An 18718-nucleotide genomic window follows, 5' to 3' on the forward strand; every position below is an offset into this window, starting at 1 on the left:
TGTTTTTATCGATAAGTTGCTTGGTATAATCGAATCATATTAATTTCACTAAACTCGTCGACAGCCAGTTTTCGGGATTCGTCTTTGTAGTGCTGTAAATTTTCTCTTTGCTCAAATATTTCTAACAAAGCGCAAGCCAATGATTGCTGATCCTGTGGAGGCACCAAAATAGCATTTTTTTCATTGGTAATTTCTGGGATGCCACCAACATGCGTGCTAACAACCGGCAAACCACAGGCCATGGCTTCTAACATAGTCATTGGAACACCTTCTCCTTTTGACGACATGACAAATACATCAAAAGCGTGATATACGGTTTGCATATCGTGTCGAGCTCCAACTAACCAAATGTGCTGTTGCAACTGCGCTTGTTCAATTTGTTGTTGTAGTTCGTTTTTCAAAGGGCCATCGCCGACAATAGAGAGTTGAGCCTGTTGCTTGAACTCAGTTGATTGCTGGCAGGCTAATGTAAAAGCCGATATCAGTAATTTGTGGTCTTTTATGGCATGTAAACGACCGACACAGCCAAATACAAATTTATCTTGCTGTCGCTCGTCTAACCGGCTTTTTTGCTTAGCCGGGCTAAATTTATCTGTATCAACACCGTTGTAAATCAAACAGCATTTGCTTGGTGCGATGTTGACCGTTTTCAGCAACCATTGATATAAGTCATCTGAGACAGCAATAAACTTATCAACAAATGGTGACATGAGCTGGCGTAACAGGCGATATTTCTTATTTTTTCCTTCAGGATCATATATATCTCGCCCGTGTTCTGCATGCAGTCTTTTAGGTACACCCGCTAACAATGAACATAGCTGATATTCAAGTGTTGGTAAATTGTAGCTATGCACTATGTCCGCTCTAAGTCGAAACAATAGTCGCCAGACTTGATAAAAAATTTTCCAGCTATGGCCTTCTGGTTTGTGTAATGCATGCAGAGAAACTTCATGTTCAAGTAATGCTGAAAATTCTTTTGAATAGTCAGTTAAGGCAATGATGCTGTGTTGATATTCAGTGGCCGGTAAAGCATTGATACTGTTAACTAAGACGCGCTCTAATCCACCGATATCCAGTCTATAAACGATATGAACTATGTGTTTTTTAGCATTCGTTTTTCGCATAATATCATTCCAATAATTTAAAACGGCTCGTTATTTGTTGTAGGTCGGTTTGTGAAAGTGATTCTTCAGTTTTTATTGCAATGAAGAAACCTGCACCCCCCATTCCTTTAAATTTGCTGGTTAATTGTGCCAACTTAACCCAAATGGGTGAGCTGAGCTGTTGAGCGTTAACTTGATACCAATAATAGAGTTTGGCATTCTCACCGGATAAAGAAACTAGATCTAAGGATTGAATGGTTGCATCATCTAATTGGAGTCGTTGGCCGCTAGAGCGAGTCCAATTTTCAATATTGAACGGACGGTGCATACCACTGACCAATTCGTGTGTTTTGTTATCATATTCATAGTAGGCAACAAAAAGTTCGATGTTTGCATATTTACCTTGATAAGTTTGATGGGCATCTGCAAATATTGGCTTCCAGCTCAGAGTAGTGGGTACGAGCTGAGTAAAGGTTTGTTGAAGTTGATGCTGTAGCTGGATATTTTGGCTATTATTACTCGGATTTAGCGTGTTGAGGGCGATTAAAGGGAAAATGACCATCAGTGTCAACGCGAATGGTTGTAAAATCTTTACTTTATCAACTGTGCGCGGTGCATTATTGCAGCTTGTAAATTGTGGCTCAGGATCTCGACCATATTGGCCTAACCAAAATAATAATAAAATAATAAAGGCAAAAAAGAACCAGCCATAAACCAAATGATCGGCGCCCGTTGCATGTTGCATATCAGAGTAGTGACCAATTAAAATGATGCCAAATGCCCGAATACCATTGGCTAAAATAGGCAGCGTACAGGCAATTGCAATAAATAAAATTCTTTTCCAAAGTTTTTGGTAGTTAAGGTAGGCGTAAAGAGTACCTAGGGCTATAGAAGCAATTAAAAAGCGTATCCCGGCACAAGCTTCAGCAACTTCAAATGTGCCGTTGGGTATATATAAATATAAACCTTCTTGATAAACCGGTATGTTGACGATATTTAACATGATGACGCTTAGGTGAGCAGTAATATCTTGTAACTGCGGAACAAATTCTTCACCAAATGGAATGCAAAAAACGAGATAAAATAGAGGGAAACTAATACTTTTACAAAAACGCAGGCCCAGCCAGCAAACAGCGATAGACAGTAATGATAAATAGGCAAATATTTGTTGTAGTAGATTAATACCTAACAGCGCCGAACAAACATAAGCGAGTTGAAATAAAAATAATGGTAGTAGGAAAATGGGTGTAAATTCCAATGGCGTCTGTCCCAAACTATGACGCTGGCGCCAAATTAGGTAAGAAAATATGACCGGAATAAAAAAACCATGTGTATAAGTGTTAGACGAGTTCCAAACATGTACCATATCTATCAGAGGCTGAGCGTAAGCGGCTAGCCATAGCAAAATTAAGGCGCTAAACAGCCACCATTTTGTTTGGTTTGGAAGCGTATTTGATTTTGTATTTTCAGCCGCAGTCATAAGCCTACTCGGAAATTAAATGCGTTAATGGCGCTAATACCGCTTGCCATTGGTAATTATCTTCGATTTGTTTACGGTTTGTTTGACCTAATTGTTTGGCCAGCTCAGGGTTTTTGTATATTTCTAAAATAGCCTGCACCATCTTTTCAGCGTCATCAATGATAAATGCGCTTTGTTGTGTTGGAATATCAATGCCTTCAGCCGCCATGCTCGTCATGACAAGCGGTTTTGTCATCGACATAGCTTCTAAAACTTTATTTTGTATGCCACGCGCTATTCTCATAGGTGCGACACTGCAAAAAGAGCTTTGTATGTAGGGTCTGACATCGGCAACTCGGCCCGTCACCTCAATACCGTCCTGTTCTGCTAGTTTGGCAACTTCAGCGGTTGGATTGCCACCCACAATGTAAAACGTCAATTCGGGCAACTTTTGTTTTAGGGTCGGCCAAACCTCATGTGCAAACCATATGACAGCATCTGCATTAGCCCAATAATCCATAGCGCCGGTAAAGCAGATGCAGGGTGTTTTGTTTTCAATGTTTGGTATATCATCGGCAGCTGAATTAAAATACTTTGTGTCAACACCGTTTAATATAGAATGAACTTTCCCATGTTCTGCTTCAGGTAATTGTTGCCTAAAATGTTTGGCTTCTTGCGGTGAGACAAAAATGCTAGCCTGAAAACTTTGGCAGATGTATTTCTCATATTTTGCCAATTTTTTATATTCTCTATGGTATACAAAACGCATTAGTCCTTTTTTACTCTCTGCATATTGTCGCCATTTGTCTGAATCAACATCAACAAAATCAATAACTTTGGTTAAATACGCGGCATCTTCATTATCAACATATTGAGCCATGGAAGAAGAAAAAATAACGGCTTTATCTAAATCAGTTTCATAAGTTATCAGTTGCTTCACCCACGTTTTCATCTGCCAGTCTGCGTAATAAGGCACTGTGATAGGGGTCCCGCTAATAAATGCAGTTAATCCTTTAAGGGTTGAGCGCTTCTTGCTCATAGGCAATAAGCAAGTAGACTTGCAATACTTCTTTAATTCATCATGATATTGCCAATCAGACTCATCATCAACAAATGCGCCTAGATGAACTTCATAATGCGCACTTAGATACTTTAATATATTAAAGCTACGAATTTTATCCCCTTTATTTGGTGGGAAGGGAATTCTATGGCATAGGTATAAAATAGGTTCCATAATAACTGATTACCCTAAATACTTGGATAAAAAAGGCCCTAAAAACTGACTGACTCTCACAGGAAGCTTCTGCCAAAGGTTAATAAAAATTTTATATTTAGGATTGTTAGGGCTTAAATTCGGCAGCTCTGCCGCTTTGACTAGGTAATACTGATAGTACAAGGGCTGAGGTTCTATTCCCCAATGTTTCTTATATTTATAAGCGCCGGATTCATTTTTACTGCGGCCAAAATCAAAGCTATGACAATTTCGCTCGTTATGGGCATGGCACATTAAGGCATAATACATTAAATCATTACTTTTATAATGCCGCGCTTCCTGCACACCACCACCATAATAGGGCGCGACTTCACCTTTATAATAAAAACTTAAGACTGCTGACAATATGTCGTTTTCTTTACTCACTGTCATGAATTCACAACGCTCGCCGAACACTTTTTTCAATTGGTAAAAATAACGAGCGGGGAAGACCGGGGTGCCTAAATTGCGTACACTTTCCGAATAAATGTCGTGGACATCTTTTACTTGTGCATCAAAATTGACATTTAAATTTTCTTTTAACGCGTGGCGGATAACTGCCCTTTGTTTTTTCTTAATTCCGGCCAGAATTTTTTCATCGCTCTCTGCCAGCGGGTAAGTAAAGTAAGAGTGTGCATTTTTAGTGATAAATTTTTCGTTATCTTGTAGGCTTTTATACCTTAGTTCGAGGTAATCTACTTGCAGATCTTCAGCTAACTTTATCGCAGCCGATTCCAATTGGTGCTTAATTTCATTATTGTTAGCAATTGCCCCGCCGTAAACGCAAAAGGGGGTAGAAACTAATGCATGGCCAAACAAACGGCTTTTCTGTTCAAATAAGGGCAGTACGCCAATAATCTGATTTTCTTCATCGGTTGCATATATAAAGTGATCTTTATGTTTATAACTGTTTTTAATAACACTTTGCCAGCCACTTAAATGAAAAAAATTTCCGTCGCTATGGTTGTCGACGTACGCATCCCAATCAGCTTGACGGGTTCCAATCTCAAGCGTTTCTATTTGCATTATTTGCACCCTGTATGAATTGTTTTTATCCGTATTAGGTTATTTTGTATACGTTTTTCATTGTTGACCAATGGTAGCGATCTAATAAGGTTGCTAACCGGCCTTCCATTTTACTTAGATTTAAATAGTGTCTGAATTTAGATTTAAATGGCGCATCTTCGACTCTGGGTTGATCGGGATCGATTTCCCAAGGGTGAAAATAAAATGAATAGGGTTGTTGCTCTGTAGATAAATACTTATCAACCAGTTTATGTGCAATCACAGTTGGGTATAAACGGAAATAACCACCACCGCCAATTGGGATTTGTTTGCCCGCCATTTTTAACGTTGGAACCGGAATTTCAATAATCCCCTCTGGACGATCGTGCTTAAATCTAGGCCAATGTGGTGTGCCATATAGATCGTGTTTAACAGGATATGTGCTAGAGCTATACAAAAAACCTAATTCATGCAGGACTTCAAAGGCCCATTCGTTACTTTCATCAATTGAAAAGCTCGGTGCTCGGTAACCTATTACCTCGCTGCCTATCGTGTCTTCAAGATGTTTTTTTGAACGTTCAACGTCATTTTTGAATTCATCGCGGCTTTGCGTGGTTGCGCGCCGGTGTGCATAGCCATGGCTTGCTACTTCATGGCCTCGTTGATGGATATCTCTCAGTAGTTTGGGATAGCGTTCACCGACTGCACCCAAGATAAAAAAAGTACTTTTACAATTATGCGTGTCGAATAAATCTAACAACCGGTAGGTATTATGTTCGACGCGCTGTGGCAATTTATCCCAATCGTCTCTGGAAAACTGTTTTTCAAAAGCTGATACATGATAATAATCTTCAACATCAACCGTCATTGCGTTGATAATATTACTCTTTTTGTTTGTATCCACTTTTTAACGCCCTTTGCCAAATAAAATAACTTCAACCGTGCGCAGTAATATCAACATATCAAACAAAATTGATCTGTGTTTAATGTAGTACAGGTCAAATTTAAGCTTTTCAATGGTATCTTCGCTTGACGAGCCGTATGGGTATTTTAACTGAGCCCAACCTGTTAGTCCTGGTTTTACATTGTGTCGTTGATTGTAATATGGGATCTGCTTAATAAAGTCAGTGACAAAAGTGGGGCGTTCAGGTCTCGGGCCAACAAAGCCCATTTCACCGCGAAACACGTTAAACAACTGAGGTAATTCGTCAATTCTGTACTTGCGAATGAACTTACCGATGCGTGTCGTTCTGTCATCATTTTTCTGCGCAAACTGGGCGCCGCCTTTTTCGGCATCTGGCCGCATGCTTCTAAATTTAATGATTTTAAATACGCGGCCATCTAGCCCTACCCGCTCTTGTTTGTAAAAAACAGAAGCGCCGGTTTTAAAGCCGTCTTCGATATAAATAATTGCTGCAGTGATTAGCATTAGAGGCCAAGTTAAAGCGAAAACAATCAGACCAAGTAAGGCATTGAACAAATAATCCAGCGACTCTCTTAAATGGTTAGTCGTGCTAAAGCCGTTCGAGTAAATCACCCAACTCGGATAGATTAAGTTTACCGCGACTTGTCCTGTTTCGCGTTCAATAAAGTCGAGAATATCAGTTATTTCAATGCCTCTGATTTTGAAATTAAACAAAGCCTGAAGCGGCAGTGCGTCCCGTCTTTCATCACAGGCAATGACTATTTCCTGAATTTCGTTTTCAATAACAAACTTTTCTAATTCGGTTTGTACGTCGACTTCTACCAAAGTTTCATTTTTGATACCGCGAGATTTATCTCCGACTAATGGAATAAATCCAACAAGGTTTATGCCGCGGCGATCAGCACTACGACGCATTCGTTTTTCAATGATAGAGGCTCTTTCACCTGCGCCAATAACCAATACATCTTTGCGAGAAAAACCAAACCATTCGTTTTCCATAATGACATAGCGAAATAGACAGAGCGCTATGATACTCAAAATCGCGGTTGCCTTAATAAAATAAGGATTGACGGTTAGGCTAGGGAATAGATTAAGTAAAACAGCATCGTGGAGAAAATAGGCTATCCCTATGCTAACAACGATGCGGCGAACGACGCCCCTAATTGACTCTCTCAGTCTAAGCTCATAAAGTCCAACAGATAGTAAAGAAAGTTGGCTTAGTACAACAAAAACCAAAACGTTTGAAACATGTATTTGAACAGTCGTAAAATCGTCGAATGGATATTCCAAAGAAGAAATATAAAGACCCAAATACCCCACGATACACAAAATTGTCGTTTCGATAACAATTAAGGGCTTTATTTTTTGATGTGTATGCCCTGCATATGTATAAGCCATAATTTCCTGTTATTCCGCACTTCAGTGTAAAAAAAGCTCCTGAACAATCTAACGACCACTTAACTGCTTGATGACAGAGGCAAACGCACACTTTTATTTTTTAGAACGTGAGTATACTATGCACTAAAGATAACAACAATATGAAAGCAAAGACACCTTTTGCTTTTGTGAACGTTGATTTAATTTAGCTTTGCTCTATCATGGTTTTATATAACTGCTGAATATTAAAACTAAAAAGGAATATAAGATGCTGTTGAGTTACAAGCGCTTTGTCCGCAGGGTTCTTGGCTGTGCAGTAATGTGTGGTATAACTGCGTGCTCTACCAATTATTTACCCCCAGCGACATTGCACCCATCTAAAACGACTGATATTAACGACTATAATTACTTAATTGGTCCCGGAGATAGCCTAAATATTTTTGTTTGGCGAAACCCTGAGATTTCGGGCACTTTTACTGTTCGCCCTGACGGTAAAATTACCACCTCTTTAGTCGAAGATATTGAAGTCTCCGGTAAAACCCCGACTGAGCTTGCTCGAAATGTTGAACAAATATTAGCGACCTATATCAAAGACCCTATCGTCACCGTTAGTGTCGGTGGTTTTGTTGGTCCTTACAGTGAACAGGTTAGAGTGATAGGTCAAGCATCCGATCCGCGTGCCATTAACTACCGTGAAAACATGACTTTGTTAGATTTAATGGTCGAGGTGGGGGGCTTAACGCAATTTGCAGATGGTAATGCTGCTAAGCTGATTCGAATCGTTGATGGTCAGCAAATTAGCTATGATTTGAATATTGAGAGTCTAATTAATTCTGGTCAAATCAATCAAAATGTTGATTTACTTCCTGGTGATATCATTATTATTCCTGAAGCTTGGTTTTAGGATTTAGACGAGAATTTAGACGTATGGATAATATACAACAAACCATTGATGAGGTGTTTGGCTATCTTAAAGGTATTTGGATAAAAAAACGTTTCATTATAGTTTGCACATGGCTTGTTTGCCCAATCGGTTGGTTATACGTGGCAAACTTGCCGGATGTTTATCAATCATCCGCGAAGGTTTTTGCAGATACTCGTTCGATATTACAGCCGCTGTTACGTGGGTTAGCTTTGCAAAACAATATTGATCAAGAATTGCAGTTAATGGCGAAAACCTTACTTTCAAGACCCAACTTGGAAAAAATTGCCAGAAATACAGATTTAGACATTCAAGCAACCGGTAAAGCTGAATATCAAGCATTAATTGATATGCTGAAAAAAGAAATCAAGTTTCGCGCATCTGATCGGGAAAATATCTACACCATTAACTTTGAGCATGCAGACCCACGGATCGCGAAGCGCGTGGTAGAAGAAACCTTGACCCTTTTTGTTGAATCTACATTAGGCTCAAACCGACAGGGTTCGGATACAGCTAATAAATTCCTTGATGCACAAATTTCTGAATATGAAAAACGGCTTGCGGCTGCAGAGATGCGATTGTCAGATTTTAAGCGCCGGCATAGTGATGTTTTAGTGCAAAATACAGGTGGTGTTTATGGGCAGTTATCCGGCTTAAAAACTCAGTTGGAATCAATTAACCTACAAATCCAAGAAACTGAATCTAGGTTAGCGCAAGTAGAAGAAGCTCTGAATTCTTCACAATCAGCAAGTAGTGCTGCGAGTAACTCGGCGATCGAAACGCAATATGATGACAGAATTTCTAGCCTGCAACAAAGGTTAGACGATTTGCTGATTCGATATACCGCACGCCATCCGGATGTCATTGAGACTCGTGCTATGTTGGCTCGATTAGAAGAGTTAAGAGAAAATGAAATAAAAGAGTATCAAAAAGTATTGCAGGGTGGCATTACCGATCAATCTAACGTGCAAGGTCGAGTTGGGCAAGAGATGGTCATTACCATGCAAAATCTCAAAAATGAGTTGGCGTCTCTAAATGTTCGTAAGAAAAACTTTCAGGAAAAAATTGCTAGCCTACAGGATAAAATGGATCTAATTCCGCAAATTGAAGCGGAGATGGCCGGGTTAAACCGAGACTACGGTATTACCAAATCTAAATACAATGAATTGTTGAACCGACGAGAGTCTGTGCTGATGTCTCAGCAGGCTGATTTACAATCAGATGATGTGCAGTTTCGGGTTATTGAGCCGCCCAGAGAAGCGTTAGAACCAAGCGGACCCCCTCGTTTGATATTTAATGTGGCGATATTGATCGTTGGATTTGGTTTAGGTATTGCGGTGGCATTTTTAACCAGCCAATTACAACCGGTTGTGTTACGCGCTCAACAATTGACCCGAATGACAGGATATCCGGTATTTGGCACAATATCGCATGTAAATTATCAACAACTGCGTCGTGTAGAGCGTAAGAAGCTTATTGTATTTTGGGTATCTAATAGTTTTATCTTCATTGGTTTTTCCGGTTTTATGATGTTGTCTATTATGGGCCATAGATTGGACAGCGAGTTTATTACTAAGTTGTTCCAATTCGCGACTGAAAATTTAAGAGCGATAATGTAATGAGTACTATAGAAAAAGCATTGGCGAAGCAAAAACTAGCGAAGTCTGCGGCTCCAATAGAGGCAAAAGATAGCGCTCCAGAAGATAGCGTTCAAAGCTCGGCAGATGATACTGTCGGCTCAGAGAATACGGTATTAGCCAGTGAAAAAACAAAAGCGCCTTTTGAGCGTGATGATATGGATGGCAAGCAGTCTGATAAAATATTGGATTTGCCGCTTGAAGCGCTCGATGAGATGGGATATGTCTCTTTAAGTTCTAAACGTAAGTTAGTTAATGAAGAGTTAAGAGCAATAAAGCGTAGATTGCTGAATAATGCTTTTGGTTCGTTGTCAAAAACATTGCCATCAGCAAATTTGATAACTGTTTCCAGTACCAGACCCGGTGAAGGTAAATCTTTTACGGCAATAAATTTGGCATTAAGTATTGCACTTGAGCAAGATAAAACGGTTTTGTTGGTCGACGCAGATGTATTAAAACCTTCAATTAGTAAAAAATTAGGTGTCAAAGATAAAGTCAGTGTCGGTTTGATGGAATACTTGCTGGATGAAGTAGATGACGTGAGAGATATCATTTATCGGACTAATGTTGAAAATTTGCGCTTTATCCCCGCAGGCCGACAAAGCCATTTATCGACAGAGCTATTGGCAAGTCAGAAAATGGCAGATTTAGCCGATCAGTTTGTTAAGCGCTACCCGGATCGTGTGGTCATCATGGATTCACCACCTTTGTTGGGGATCAATGAAACAGTTGTGTTAGCCAACTTAGCAGGGCAAATTATCATCGTTGTCGAAGAAGAAGCTACCCGTCTAGGCGAACTCAAACAGGCCATCGAACAACTGGATAAAGATAAAGCAATTGGCTTTGTTGTTAATAAAGCGAAAAAGAATAATAGCGCATCAGGATATGGATACGGCTATGCATACGCGTACGCGAATCATAAATAACAAGTTTTGTTCAGTTGCGAGTGCGGTCATATGTGCGTTGAGCGGTACTGTCAATGCAAGTGACGTCAAACTCATTCCAGTGATGGAGGTGGGTGTGTATAACATTAATTATACAACGCCCAATACCAACGACTTGGTGCTTGAAAGCGACGGCAGCGTGGATGACAGGGTGATTCAGTATAAGCCTTCGTTGGCAATCGATTATAAAAGCAAAAAGTTAAATGTGAGTAGTTTTGTTGATTATGCAGCAACTCAGCATAGTAATAATGGCGCCCAAGACACGGAACATTTGTCGTATAGCATCAACTCGGATTTAGCGATATATGAACAAGCTTTGCATTGGCGCGGCAGTGTTAATCGCAAATATCGTGTCGCAGACTCTCAATTAGGCGCATTTAGTGATGAAATAGTCGGCAGTGAAAATCTGACCGGTGTCATGACGATGCAGCAATCATTGGACTTTCTATTACCTAATACGCGATATATCAATGCTTCCGCAAAACTTTCATTAAACAAAAGTGAAGCGCAGGACGATGTTGAATTAGATGAAGATGTTAGTAATTTTTCCACTTCGACGTTTGATACTGAGTCAAAAAATCTCAACCTTGCTTTTGCCAATGGTGATCGTAGTGCTGTCGACTGGGTTATTCTGATGTCGCATAGTAAATCCGATAGAGCTGAGCTCAGCGATTATTCTGCCAGTAATTTTGTGTTTGAACTCGGTGTACCAATTACTCAACGCTTTAGTTGGGTTGCAGATGCCTCTATTAATAAAAACAAAATCGATAATGATCAAGCGTTGTCTTCAGGTTTAACCCATAAACAGTGGGGAACAGGCTTGAGTTGGCGTTTTATTCGCAATAGCCACCTAAGCATCCTAGCTTACCGCTCAAAAACGGGTGAACAAGAAGCTCGAGAGTTTATCGGCGGTGAGTTTGAATGGGTGATGTCGAGCCGCTCGCAATTAAAATTGACTGCAGATCGAAATCAATTTGGTGAAAATTATGGTTTTAACTTGAATTTACGAAATCGTTACTTGCAAGCATCAGCAAGTTACTCAGAAGGGATTGACATAAATTCGCAACAAAGTTTTTCAACAGGGCAATTAGGTAGTTTTGTCTGTCCACTCGGCAGTGCAACAATAGACCAGTGTTTTTTACCGCAGACGTTAGATTACCAATTACAAGCGGGTGAGCAGTGGGTTACATTTAACGGCCGAGATATTCAACTCAATGATGAGGTAGTCAACTTCAAATCAGGTTCGTTTAATTTAAGTTATGACAATGGCAGAAAACTCAAGTTATTTGCGGGTTACCGCTTGTCAGAACAAGAAAGTGTTGAAAAACAATCTTCCAACAATGATCGTTTGAGTTCATCGGTGAGTGCGAGTGTTAATTATAAAGTTTCTGCAAAATCTGATTTATCACTAACAACCAGTATTTCAAAAAATACTTATTTAGGCTATCAAACCGTGACGGCAGAAAACCCAAACGGTGATCGAATTGATAAAAATAGATCATGGGCACTATCGTTTAAAAGCCAGTTGTCGCCCCGTTTGTCAACGGATTTAAGTTACAGTTATCGGCAAACGGACTCAAATCAAGCCGGCCGAGACACCGAAGACAATCGTTTAACTTTGATTGGTCGGTATGTGTTCTAACACTCTCGTTTAACCAGCGTTTCGTTTAAGTTACAGAGCTTATTTTATTGTAAGCTCTGAATGAATTTCTCAGACTCTTGAATCGATAATTCAATATCAGCTACCAGTGCTTTAACATCCCGCTGAATGCTACTTAACTCGCCTTTTAACGCACCAATTGCATGCGCGTTAAGGTTGTGTTTTAGGTACAATACATTATCTTGTAAGGCAGATAAAAACGGTTGCATTTTACTTTCTGACTGGCGCATGCTGCGCATCAATTTGTCGTATTGTCTTTTTGTTGCGCGCAGTTTGCTCGCGCTTTGTGCTTTTAGTTTTTTATTTTGATATAAGTTTAACTCGTCTTCCCATTCGTCAAACAAGTCTTCAGCAACATCTTCAACTTGATTAATATGATTGCTCACTTGGTTGGCGGCTTTTAAGCTATCTTGATATTTGTCATCGAGCGCTTCATAAGCAGCTTGTAATTCACCACCATCAAAGTTTATAACTGATTGGAATTGTTCCAAGGCAGATTTAAACTCTTGCTGTGCATCTTGCTGTGCACCTTGAACATCTTCGACTCGGTCGACTAAAATATCGCGTTTATGGACCCCGACTTTTTCCATCGCGGAATAATAAGCAGACTGACAACCAGACACTGCTACAAGTGTAGATAATAAAACTAACGTGAGTAGATTCTTCATAATTGCAAATCTCTTGCTGAGTTTATTCAACCATTAATTAAACGATAGCATGATAAAGTTAAGTTGATAATCCTATATCATTATTGTTCAAAATTTATTTCTAATCTTAAAGCTAAACCAAATGTTTGTTTGTGTGCTCGATCTTCTGGGTAGTGGATGAAGGGTTCTATTTCAAAATACATCCATTTTCTTAAAGCCTGCAGTCGATAACGCGTAAAAACCCCTTTATTGGATAAATGATAACCTTGTGAAACTAAGCCGTTTGCAAAAATCCCACTAATTAGCGCAGAGCTTTGATTGATTTGATAATAGTGCAATAAACTATGTCGCCATTCTGGGTCACCTTCATCTTGTACATACTCCCAGCCATTGTTTTGTTGCCACAACCCGTTTTCTGTTTTAAAAAAATCAAAATCTAGATTCAAACGCGCGCCCAAGCCATTGTCAACATAATAATAAATCGAGGGCTCTAACTCGAAATTAAGCCATTCATACAGGATAAAATTGCGTCTGTATCTTGTCCGCAAGTAAATATCAGCACCTTTGGCTAAACCTAGGCGTGTTGATAGGTATTTATTATCCTTGATAAAGTGCGTAAAACGCAATGCTAGAGAAAGCTGATCTCGATTTCGCCCGCCTTGCACATCATCTATCACTTGATCTGCACTATTTCCCTCGCTGGCATCATCATAATCGGATACGATGACGTCCCATCTGTTCTTTAAATTAGGTAGTTTAGCACTTACGCGAAAACGCGTTTCGAAACGGCTAAACTCAGTTTCTCGCGGAATATAACCTAATCTGAGGCGGGCACTGGCCTGTGCTGTTTCATTGCTTCTGGTTGTGGCAAAAAAACTGTCAAACCAGTTAGCACTGGCTGTGATTGAGTCTGTTACATCTAAATGCCAGTAGTCTATCCATGATTTTCTGTTTTCAGATATTGTCGAATTAATATGATTATTATCATTTTCAGTTGCACTTAGCGCTGGTGTATGTAATAAAAGCAGCAAGAAATACACTGACAATGGTAAACATTGCACAGTTACTTTAATATAAGCAGATATTTTAATAATTATTTGATAAACCGCGTACAGCATTCAGTGTTTATCTCCGCATTTAAAGACCACAGGAGTCATTTATGCTTGGCAATATTAGCATTTGGCAATTAGTCATAGTTTTAATCATAGTTGTTTTATTGTTTGGTACAAAAAAATTAAAAAATTTAGGCAGCGATTTAGGCGCTGCGATCAAGGGTTTTAAAGATGAATACAAAGGCCAAGATGAAGATAAAAAAGAAAATTTGCAAGAACAATCAAGTGCTGAAGATAAGTTAACTAACGACCAGTCGGCAACGAAGAGTCAGCAAGTTAACGAAACAACGCATAAACAGAAAGCTGAATAATTATGTTAGACATTGGCTTTTGGGAGCTTATCCTAATCGCGATATTGGCGTTGGTTGTATTGGGTCCTGAGCGATTACCCGGCGCGATCCGTTCGGTTGTATCGACGTTTCGTTCAATTAAACAAACAGCCAATAATTTAAAAGCAGAATTTAACCATGAACTCAGAGTAAATGAGTTACATGAACAATTAAAACAAGCTGAACAAAAAGGCATGATGAATTTAACAGAAAGCGAGAAAAAAGCGGTCTCTGAATTAGAGCAAGCGGCGCATGATGTTAATCAAATCAAAAATAACTTAAATTCAGACAACAAGTCGAATCAATAAATACAATAATGAATGATTCTCAACCACTCATCGCGCATTTGACAGAATTACGTAATCGGCTGCTTAAAACAGTCATGGTCGTATTAATTATTTTTGCCGCGTCAGTTATGTTTGCCAATGATATTTACCATTGGATTGCACTACCTTTAATTGAAGCGTTGCCAGAATCAACCAGCATGATAGCAACCGGTGTTGCAACGCCGTTTTTAACGCCGTTTAAATTAACCATGGTTTTGTCAATATTTGCCGCAATGCCATATGCGCTTTACCATATCTGGGCATTTATTGCGCCAGCTTTGTACAAACATGAAAAGCGCTTAATTGCCCCGTTAATGTTTAGCTCTTCTCTTTTATTTTACGCCGGCATGGCATTTGCCTATTTTGTCGTGTTTCCGCTCGCTTTTCCGTTTTTTGTCGGTTCGGCACCAGAAGGAGTCACTGTTTCAACTGATATTAATAGTTATCTTGATTTTGTTCTAAAGTTATTTTTTGCTTTTGGACTGGCGTTTGAAATTCCAATCGCGATTGTCCTGATGGTTTGGGCTGGTATTACAACGCCTGCTGCTTTGGCTGAGAAGCGTCGTTTTGTTATCGTGGGTGTATTTGTGTTTGGTATGTTATTAACACCACCGGATGTGATCTCCCAAACCTTGCTTGCGATACCTATGTGGTTATTGTTTGAAGTGGGTTTAATGTGTGCTCGCCTCTATTATAAACCAGAAGATGCAGCACAATCAGATGATGAAAAAGAGTCAGATTCAATTATAAAGCAGGACGATAAGTAAAGTGTCCAAAGAGATTTCTTGGTTTGATATCGGCGTTAACCTGACAAATAGCCAGTTTGCAGATGACTGGTTCGCGGTTGTTGATGACGCTAAAGAAAAAGGGGTTAGCCGGTTGGTTTTAACCGGTACCAGTTTAGCTGAATCATACTCAGCACTCGAGTTGGCAAATCAAATGCAAGATGTGTATTGCACCGCTGGTATTCATCCGCACGATGCGAAAGATGCAACAGAAGCTGATTTTTTGGCGCTGCAAAATTTGTTTTTAGAGCAAGCTAAAGTTGTGGCGCTGGGGAATGTGGTCTTGACTTTAATCGAAATTATTCGCCTAAAAAAGAGCAATTGTGCACTTTTGAACGGCAATTAGAAATAGCAGCGCAACTTAATGCGCCTTTGTTTTTACACCAAAGAGATGCGCATGCTGATTTTATAGCTTTGTTAAAACGTTACAAAAAAGATATCGATAACGTTGTAGTGCATTGTTTCACTGGCACAAAAGCAGAGTTAAATGATTATTTGGCATTAGATTGCTACATTGGACTGACCGGATGGGTATGTGATGAAAGACGTGGGTTAGATGTTTTAGCGCTTGCGGCAGATATTCCTTTAGAGCGCTTGTTATTGGAAACAGATGCGCCTTTTTTGTTACCCAGAACGATAAAGCCAAAACCTAAAAGCCGTCGAAACACGCCTGCAAATTTACCGCATATTGGCTTACAGATAGCTCAACAATTTCAGACAGACGTTGTGCAATTAGCTGCACAAACGCTTGAAAATAGTCTTCGCTTTTTTCGCTTGTCAGATGTCGAGAGGCGCTAATGGATGCATTGACTACTTTACCTGTTAGTTATTACGCCATTATTATAATTGGTCTGCTCAGTGCCCTTACGTATTTGGCCAATCAGTTTGTTGGGTTTAGTTTTGTTATCGCACAAGCTTTATCCGTGATGTTGATGATTGCTTCAGGATTAATCAGCTCAGCTATCCCTTCTCACGCTTTATTCGTTTTAGCGTTGACTAGCTTTTTATTGTGTAACTTGTTGTCCCAACAGATGTTTATCCAGCTTAGATTAAGCGGGATGAAGAGTACTGTTTTGATTATAATCTTGGCTTTTGTTTGCTGGCTATTGTCGATAACGGCTGAGCGTTTTTATTTTAACGCTAGTGTTTGCGTTATGTTGGGGCTTTATAGTTTGGCGGTGACCTATGCAGTCATTCGTGCAAATACTAAAAGCAAACTCTTGTGCTTGAGTCAGCAACTATTGTTGCTTGTGTTTTGGGTTTTTATTTGTATCCAGTCTTTTATTTTCAATAATAACCAGCTAATAGAAATGTTGAGTTGGTTACTGTGTTTGCAAATACTGTTTAATTATTACCAAACCCAAAATCACTTAAACAGATTACAAAATTATAAAGCGTCTGAACTAGAACGACAGTCTCAGCAGTTTTTCCAGCAAAAAATACAATTACAGAATGAACTTGAAAAACAAACAGAAGCGTATGAGCAACTTGAAGTTGATATGCAAACGCGAAATTTCGAATTAGAAGTTACGCTAAGAGAGCTGCAAGATAAAAATAGAGAGTTAGAAAAACTGAACACGCAAGATGCGCTGACGCAAGTCCGTAACCGCAGATACTTCGATCAGAAAATAGAAGCTGAAATTCGGCGTGCTCGCAGGGAGCGTTCAGAGTTAGCTATTATCATGCTGGATATCGATCACTTTAAGCAAATTAACGACCAGCATGGGCACCTCATCGGTGACTCTGTTATCCAATCAATTGCAAAAATATGCCAACAACATCTGCCCAGAAAAACGGATTGTTTGTGCCGCTACGGAGGCGAAGAGTTTGCCATTATATTGCCCAATACACCAAAACAAGGGGCGATGTTAGTCGCTGAGAACTTGCGCAATGCGTTAGAACAAACTGCGATTCAAGCGACCGAGCATATTACATTGCATGTGACTGCAAGTTTTGGCGTGTGTAGCGCTGATATTGATACAAAAAGTCAGGCCAAAGAGCTTGTTGATGCTGCAGACAAAGCACTTTATCAAGCCAAAGCTGACGGCCGAAATTGTGTGCGTTCATTCGTTGCACTTGAATTGTCTGAGGACTTTTAATAAAAAATTGGAGTAGATAAATATGCTTACAGGTCAGTTTCCAGGGACACGTAAACGGCGTATGCGCAAAGATGCATTTAGTCGAAAACTCATGGCTGAAAACCGGCTTTCTGTCGATGATTTAATCTATCCAGTATTTGTCGTTGAAGGCAAAGATAGGGTTGAAACGGTAGACTCGATGCCCGGCATTCAACGTAAATCGATTGATTTATTGCTTAAAGAAACTGAGCTGCTCGTACGATATGGTGTGCCGGCTATTGCCTTGTTTCCTGTGACACCCATTGAGAAAAAAAGCTTGTTGGCGGAAGAGGCTTATGCAAGTGATGGCTTAGCGCAAAAAACAATACGTGCATTAAAATCAGAATTCCCTGATTTAGGGGTTATTACAGATGTCGCTTTAGATCCTTTCACATCGCATGGACAAGACGGTATCATTGACGAAAATGGATACGTGCTGAACGATACCACCACTGAAATATTGGTAAAGCAGGCACTTTCGCATGCTGAAGCCGGTGCCGATGTCGTAGCGCCTTCAGATATGATGGATGGCCGAATAGGGGCTATTCGGCAAGCATTGGAAGCGCAGCAGCATGTTAATACCCGTATTTTAGCTTACTCAGCTAAATATGCTTCGGCCTACTACGGCCCATTTCGTGATGCTGTTGGTTCTGCTGGGAACTTAAAAGGGGCTGACAAAAAAAATTATCAAATGGATCCCGCAAATAGTGACGAAGCTTTACATGAAGTCGCTATGGATATCGCTGAGGGCGCAGATATGGTGATGGTTAAGCCAGGTATGCCTTATTTAGATATAGTGAGCAAAGTCAAAAGCACTTTTAAAGTGCCTACTTATGCCTATCAAGTATCTGGTGAGTATGCGATGCATAAAGCAGCGTTTGCGAATGGTTGGTTGGATGAGCGAAGTTGTGTACTAGAGTCATTGCTGGCGTTTAAACGGGCGGGGGCAGACGGTATACTGACTTATTTTGCAAAAGATGTTGCTCAATGGTTGTCTGAGTGAACTTAGCTTCACAAATCAGGTCTGAATCTGGGTTTTGTTAGCTGTTTACACCTAGTAACGGATGAACAATACAGAATCTTGTTTAAAGATGCGCTGATTCCGTCTATGATATCGC

17 protein-coding genes and 1 pseudogene are annotated in these 18718 nt (G+C 39.9%); 10 read left to right on the forward strand and 8 right to left on the reverse strand.

The window, feature by feature from the left end:
* Positions 1-5 precede the first annotated feature (5 nt).
* The 6 genes from FNT16_RS08105 to FNT16_RS08130 are packed head-to-tail and all read right to left on the reverse strand — an operon-like array spanning position 6 to position 7142.
* Positions 6-1124, reverse strand: coding sequence for a TIGR03088 family PEP-CTERM/XrtA system glycosyltransferase (locus FNT16_RS08105; RefSeq protein WP_143871117.1), 1119 nt, complete (start codon positions 1122-1124; stop codon positions 6-8).
* Between the two features lie 4 nt (positions 1125-1128).
* On the reverse strand, positions 1129-2583 hold the full coding sequence (xrtA, locus tag FNT16_RS08110) for an exosortase A (RefSeq protein ID WP_143871118.1): 1455 nt from the start codon (positions 2581-2583) through the stop codon (positions 1129-1131).
* 4 nt (positions 2584-2587) lie between these two features.
* Complete coding sequence (locus FNT16_RS08115) at positions 2588-3796, reverse strand: TIGR03087 family PEP-CTERM/XrtA system glycosyltransferase (RefSeq protein WP_143871119.1); 1209 nt, start codon at positions 3794-3796, stop codon at positions 2588-2590.
* Between the two features lie 9 nt (positions 3797-3805).
* On the reverse strand, positions 3806-4840 hold the full coding sequence (locus FNT16_RS08120) for a FemAB family XrtA/PEP-CTERM system-associated protein (protein ID WP_143871120.1): 1035 nt from the start codon (positions 4838-4840) through the stop codon (positions 3806-3808).
* Between the two features lie 34 nt (positions 4841-4874).
* Positions 4875-5687, reverse strand: coding sequence for an XrtA system polysaccharide deacetylase (locus tag FNT16_RS08125; protein ID WP_143872920.1), 813 nt, complete (start codon positions 5685-5687; stop codon positions 4875-4877).
* Positions 5688-5726: 39 nt separating this feature from the next.
* Positions 5727-7142 (reverse strand): TIGR03013 family XrtA/PEP-CTERM system glycosyltransferase, encoded by a 1416-nt coding sequence (locus FNT16_RS08130; RefSeq protein WP_143871121.1) that lies wholly within the window; start codon positions 7140-7142, stop codon positions 5727-5729.
* A 298-nt stretch (positions 7143-7440) separates the two neighbouring features.
* Between FNT16_RS08130 and FNT16_RS08135 the strand changes: the two genes are divergently transcribed.
* The 4 genes from FNT16_RS08135 to FNT16_RS08150 are packed head-to-tail and all read left to right on the forward strand — an operon-like array spanning position 7441 to position 12266.
* Entirely contained in the window at positions 7441-8025 is a 585-nt protein-coding gene (locus FNT16_RS08135; protein WP_425456704.1) for an XrtA/PEP-CTERM system exopolysaccharide export protein, read from the forward strand.
* Between the two features lie 23 nt (positions 8026-8048).
* Complete coding sequence (locus FNT16_RS08140) at positions 8049-9662, forward strand: XrtA system polysaccharide chain length determinant (RefSeq protein WP_143871123.1); 1614 nt, start codon at positions 8049-8051, stop codon at positions 9660-9662.
* Positions 9662-10606 carry an XrtA-associated tyrosine autokinase gene (locus tag FNT16_RS08145; RefSeq protein ID WP_143871124.1) on the forward strand — a complete coding sequence of 315 codons (945 nt, stop codon included), beginning with the start codon at positions 9662-9664 and terminating at the stop codon, positions 10604-10606. The genes FNT16_RS08140 and FNT16_RS08145 overlap by 1 nt, the downstream gene beginning before the upstream one ends.
* On the forward strand, positions 10578-12266 hold the full coding sequence (locus FNT16_RS08150) for a porin family protein (protein WP_143871125.1): 1689 nt from the start codon (positions 10578-10580) through the stop codon (positions 12264-12266). Before FNT16_RS08145 ends, FNT16_RS08150 begins: the two co-directional genes overlap by 29 nt.
* A 44-nt stretch (positions 12267-12310) precedes the next feature.
* Here FNT16_RS08150 and FNT16_RS08155 read toward each other — a convergent pair whose 3' ends face one another.
* Positions 12311-12952, reverse strand: coding sequence for a DUF2959 domain-containing protein (locus FNT16_RS08155; RefSeq protein ID WP_143871126.1), 642 nt, complete (start codon positions 12950-12952; stop codon positions 12311-12313).
* An 80-nt stretch (positions 12953-13032) separates the two neighbouring features.
* Entirely contained in the window at positions 13033-14049 is a 1017-nt protein-coding gene (locus tag FNT16_RS08160; RefSeq protein ID WP_143871127.1) for a hypothetical protein, read from the reverse strand.
* A 41-nt stretch (positions 14050-14090) separates the two neighbouring features.
* Here FNT16_RS08160 and tatA point away from each other — a divergent pair, with 41 nt between their 5' ends.
* The 6 genes and pseudogenes from tatA to hemB all read left to right on the forward strand — a co-directional run bounded on the left by tatA (position 14091) and on the right by hemB (position 18603).
* Entirely contained in the window at positions 14091-14354 is a 264-nt protein-coding gene (gene tatA / locus FNT16_RS08165; RefSeq protein ID WP_143871128.1) for a Sec-independent protein translocase subunit TatA, read from the forward strand.
* Between the two features lie 2 nt (positions 14355-14356).
* Complete coding sequence (tatB, locus tag FNT16_RS08170) at positions 14357-14680, forward strand: Sec-independent protein translocase protein TatB (RefSeq protein WP_143871129.1); 324 nt, start codon at positions 14357-14359, stop codon at positions 14678-14680.
* Positions 14681-14688: 8 nt separating this feature from the next.
* Positions 14689-15465, forward strand: coding sequence for a twin-arginine translocase subunit TatC (gene tatC / locus FNT16_RS08175; protein WP_143871130.1), 777 nt, complete (start codon positions 14689-14691; stop codon positions 15463-15465).
* Between the two features lies 1 nt (position 15466).
* A pseudogene (locus FNT16_RS08180) lies at positions 15467-16281 on the forward strand (TatD family hydrolase).
* A complete protein-coding gene (locus FNT16_RS08185) occupies positions 16281-17582 on the forward strand; it encodes a GGDEF domain-containing protein (protein ID WP_143871131.1) in 1302 nt (433 codons plus the stop codon). Before FNT16_RS08180 ends, FNT16_RS08185 begins: the two are co-directional and overlap by 1 nt.
* A gap of 22 nt (positions 17583-17604) precedes the next feature.
* A complete protein-coding gene (gene hemB, locus FNT16_RS08190) occupies positions 17605-18603 on the forward strand; it encodes a porphobilinogen synthase (protein ID WP_185976729.1) in 999 nt (332 codons plus the stop codon).
* Positions 18604-18718 lie beyond the last annotated feature (115 nt).

It is taken from the genome of Catenovulum sediminis (genome assembly GCF_007289895.1).
Taxonomy (GTDB): domain Bacteria; phylum Pseudomonadota; class Gammaproteobacteria; order Enterobacterales; family Alteromonadaceae; genus Catenovulum; species Catenovulum sediminis.

Bases quoted from the DNA above. Each gene is read 5' to 3' on its own strand.
- FNT16_RS08160 (WP_143871127.1), bottom strand. From the start codon at position 14,049: ATGCTGTACGCGGTTTATCAAATAATTATTAAAATATCTGCTTATATT.
- hemB (WP_185976729.1), top strand. From the start codon at position 17,605: ATGCTTACAGGTCAGTTTCCAGGGACACGTAAACGGCGTATGCGCAAA.
- tatC (WP_143871130.1), top strand. From the start codon at position 14,689: ATGAATGATTCTCAACCACTCATCGCGCATTTGACAGAATTACGTAAT.
- xrtA (WP_143871118.1), bottom strand. From the start codon at position 2,583: ATGACTGCGGCTGAAAATACAAAATCAAATACGCTTCCAAACCAAACA.
- FNT16_RS08155 (WP_143871126.1), bottom strand. From the start codon at position 12,952: ATGAAGAATCTACTCACGTTAGTTTTATTATCTACACTTGTAGCAGTG.
- FNT16_RS08130 (WP_143871121.1), bottom strand. From the start codon at position 7,142: ATGGCTTATACATATGCAGGGCATACACATCAAAAAATAAAGCCCTTA.
- FNT16_RS08185 (WP_143871131.1), top strand. From the start codon at position 16,281: ATGGATGCATTGACTACTTTACCTGTTAGTTATTACGCCATTATTATA.
- FNT16_RS08105 (WP_143871117.1), bottom strand. From the start codon at position 1,124: ATGCGAAAAACGAATGCTAAAAAACACATAGTTCATATCGTTTATAGA.
- FNT16_RS08150 (WP_143871125.1), top strand. From the start codon at position 10,578: ATGCATACGCGTACGCGAATCATAAATAACAAGTTTTGTTCAGTTGCG.
- FNT16_RS08125 (WP_143872920.1), bottom strand. From the start codon at position 5,687: ATGACGGTTGATGTTGAAGATTATTATCATGTATCAGCTTTTGAAAAA.
- tatB (WP_143871129.1), top strand. From the start codon at position 14,357: ATGTTAGACATTGGCTTTTGGGAGCTTATCCTAATCGCGATATTGGCG.
- FNT16_RS08135 (WP_425456704.1), top strand. From the start codon at position 7,441: ATGTGTGGTATAACTGCGTGCTCTACCAATTATTTACCCCCAGCGACA.
- FNT16_RS08120 (WP_143871120.1), bottom strand. From the start codon at position 4,840: ATGCAAATAGAAACGCTTGAGATTGGAACCCGTCAAGCTGATTGGGAT.
- FNT16_RS08145 (WP_143871124.1), top strand. From the start codon at position 9,662: ATGAGTACTATAGAAAAAGCATTGGCGAAGCAAAAACTAGCGAAGTCT.
- FNT16_RS08115 (WP_143871119.1), bottom strand. From the start codon at position 3,796: ATGGAACCTATTTTATACCTATGCCATAGAATTCCCTTCCCACCAAAT.
- tatA (WP_143871128.1), top strand. From the start codon at position 14,091: ATGCTTGGCAATATTAGCATTTGGCAATTAGTCATAGTTTTAATCATA.
- FNT16_RS08140 (WP_143871123.1), top strand. From the start codon at position 8,049: ATGGATAATATACAACAAACCATTGATGAGGTGTTTGGCTATCTTAAA.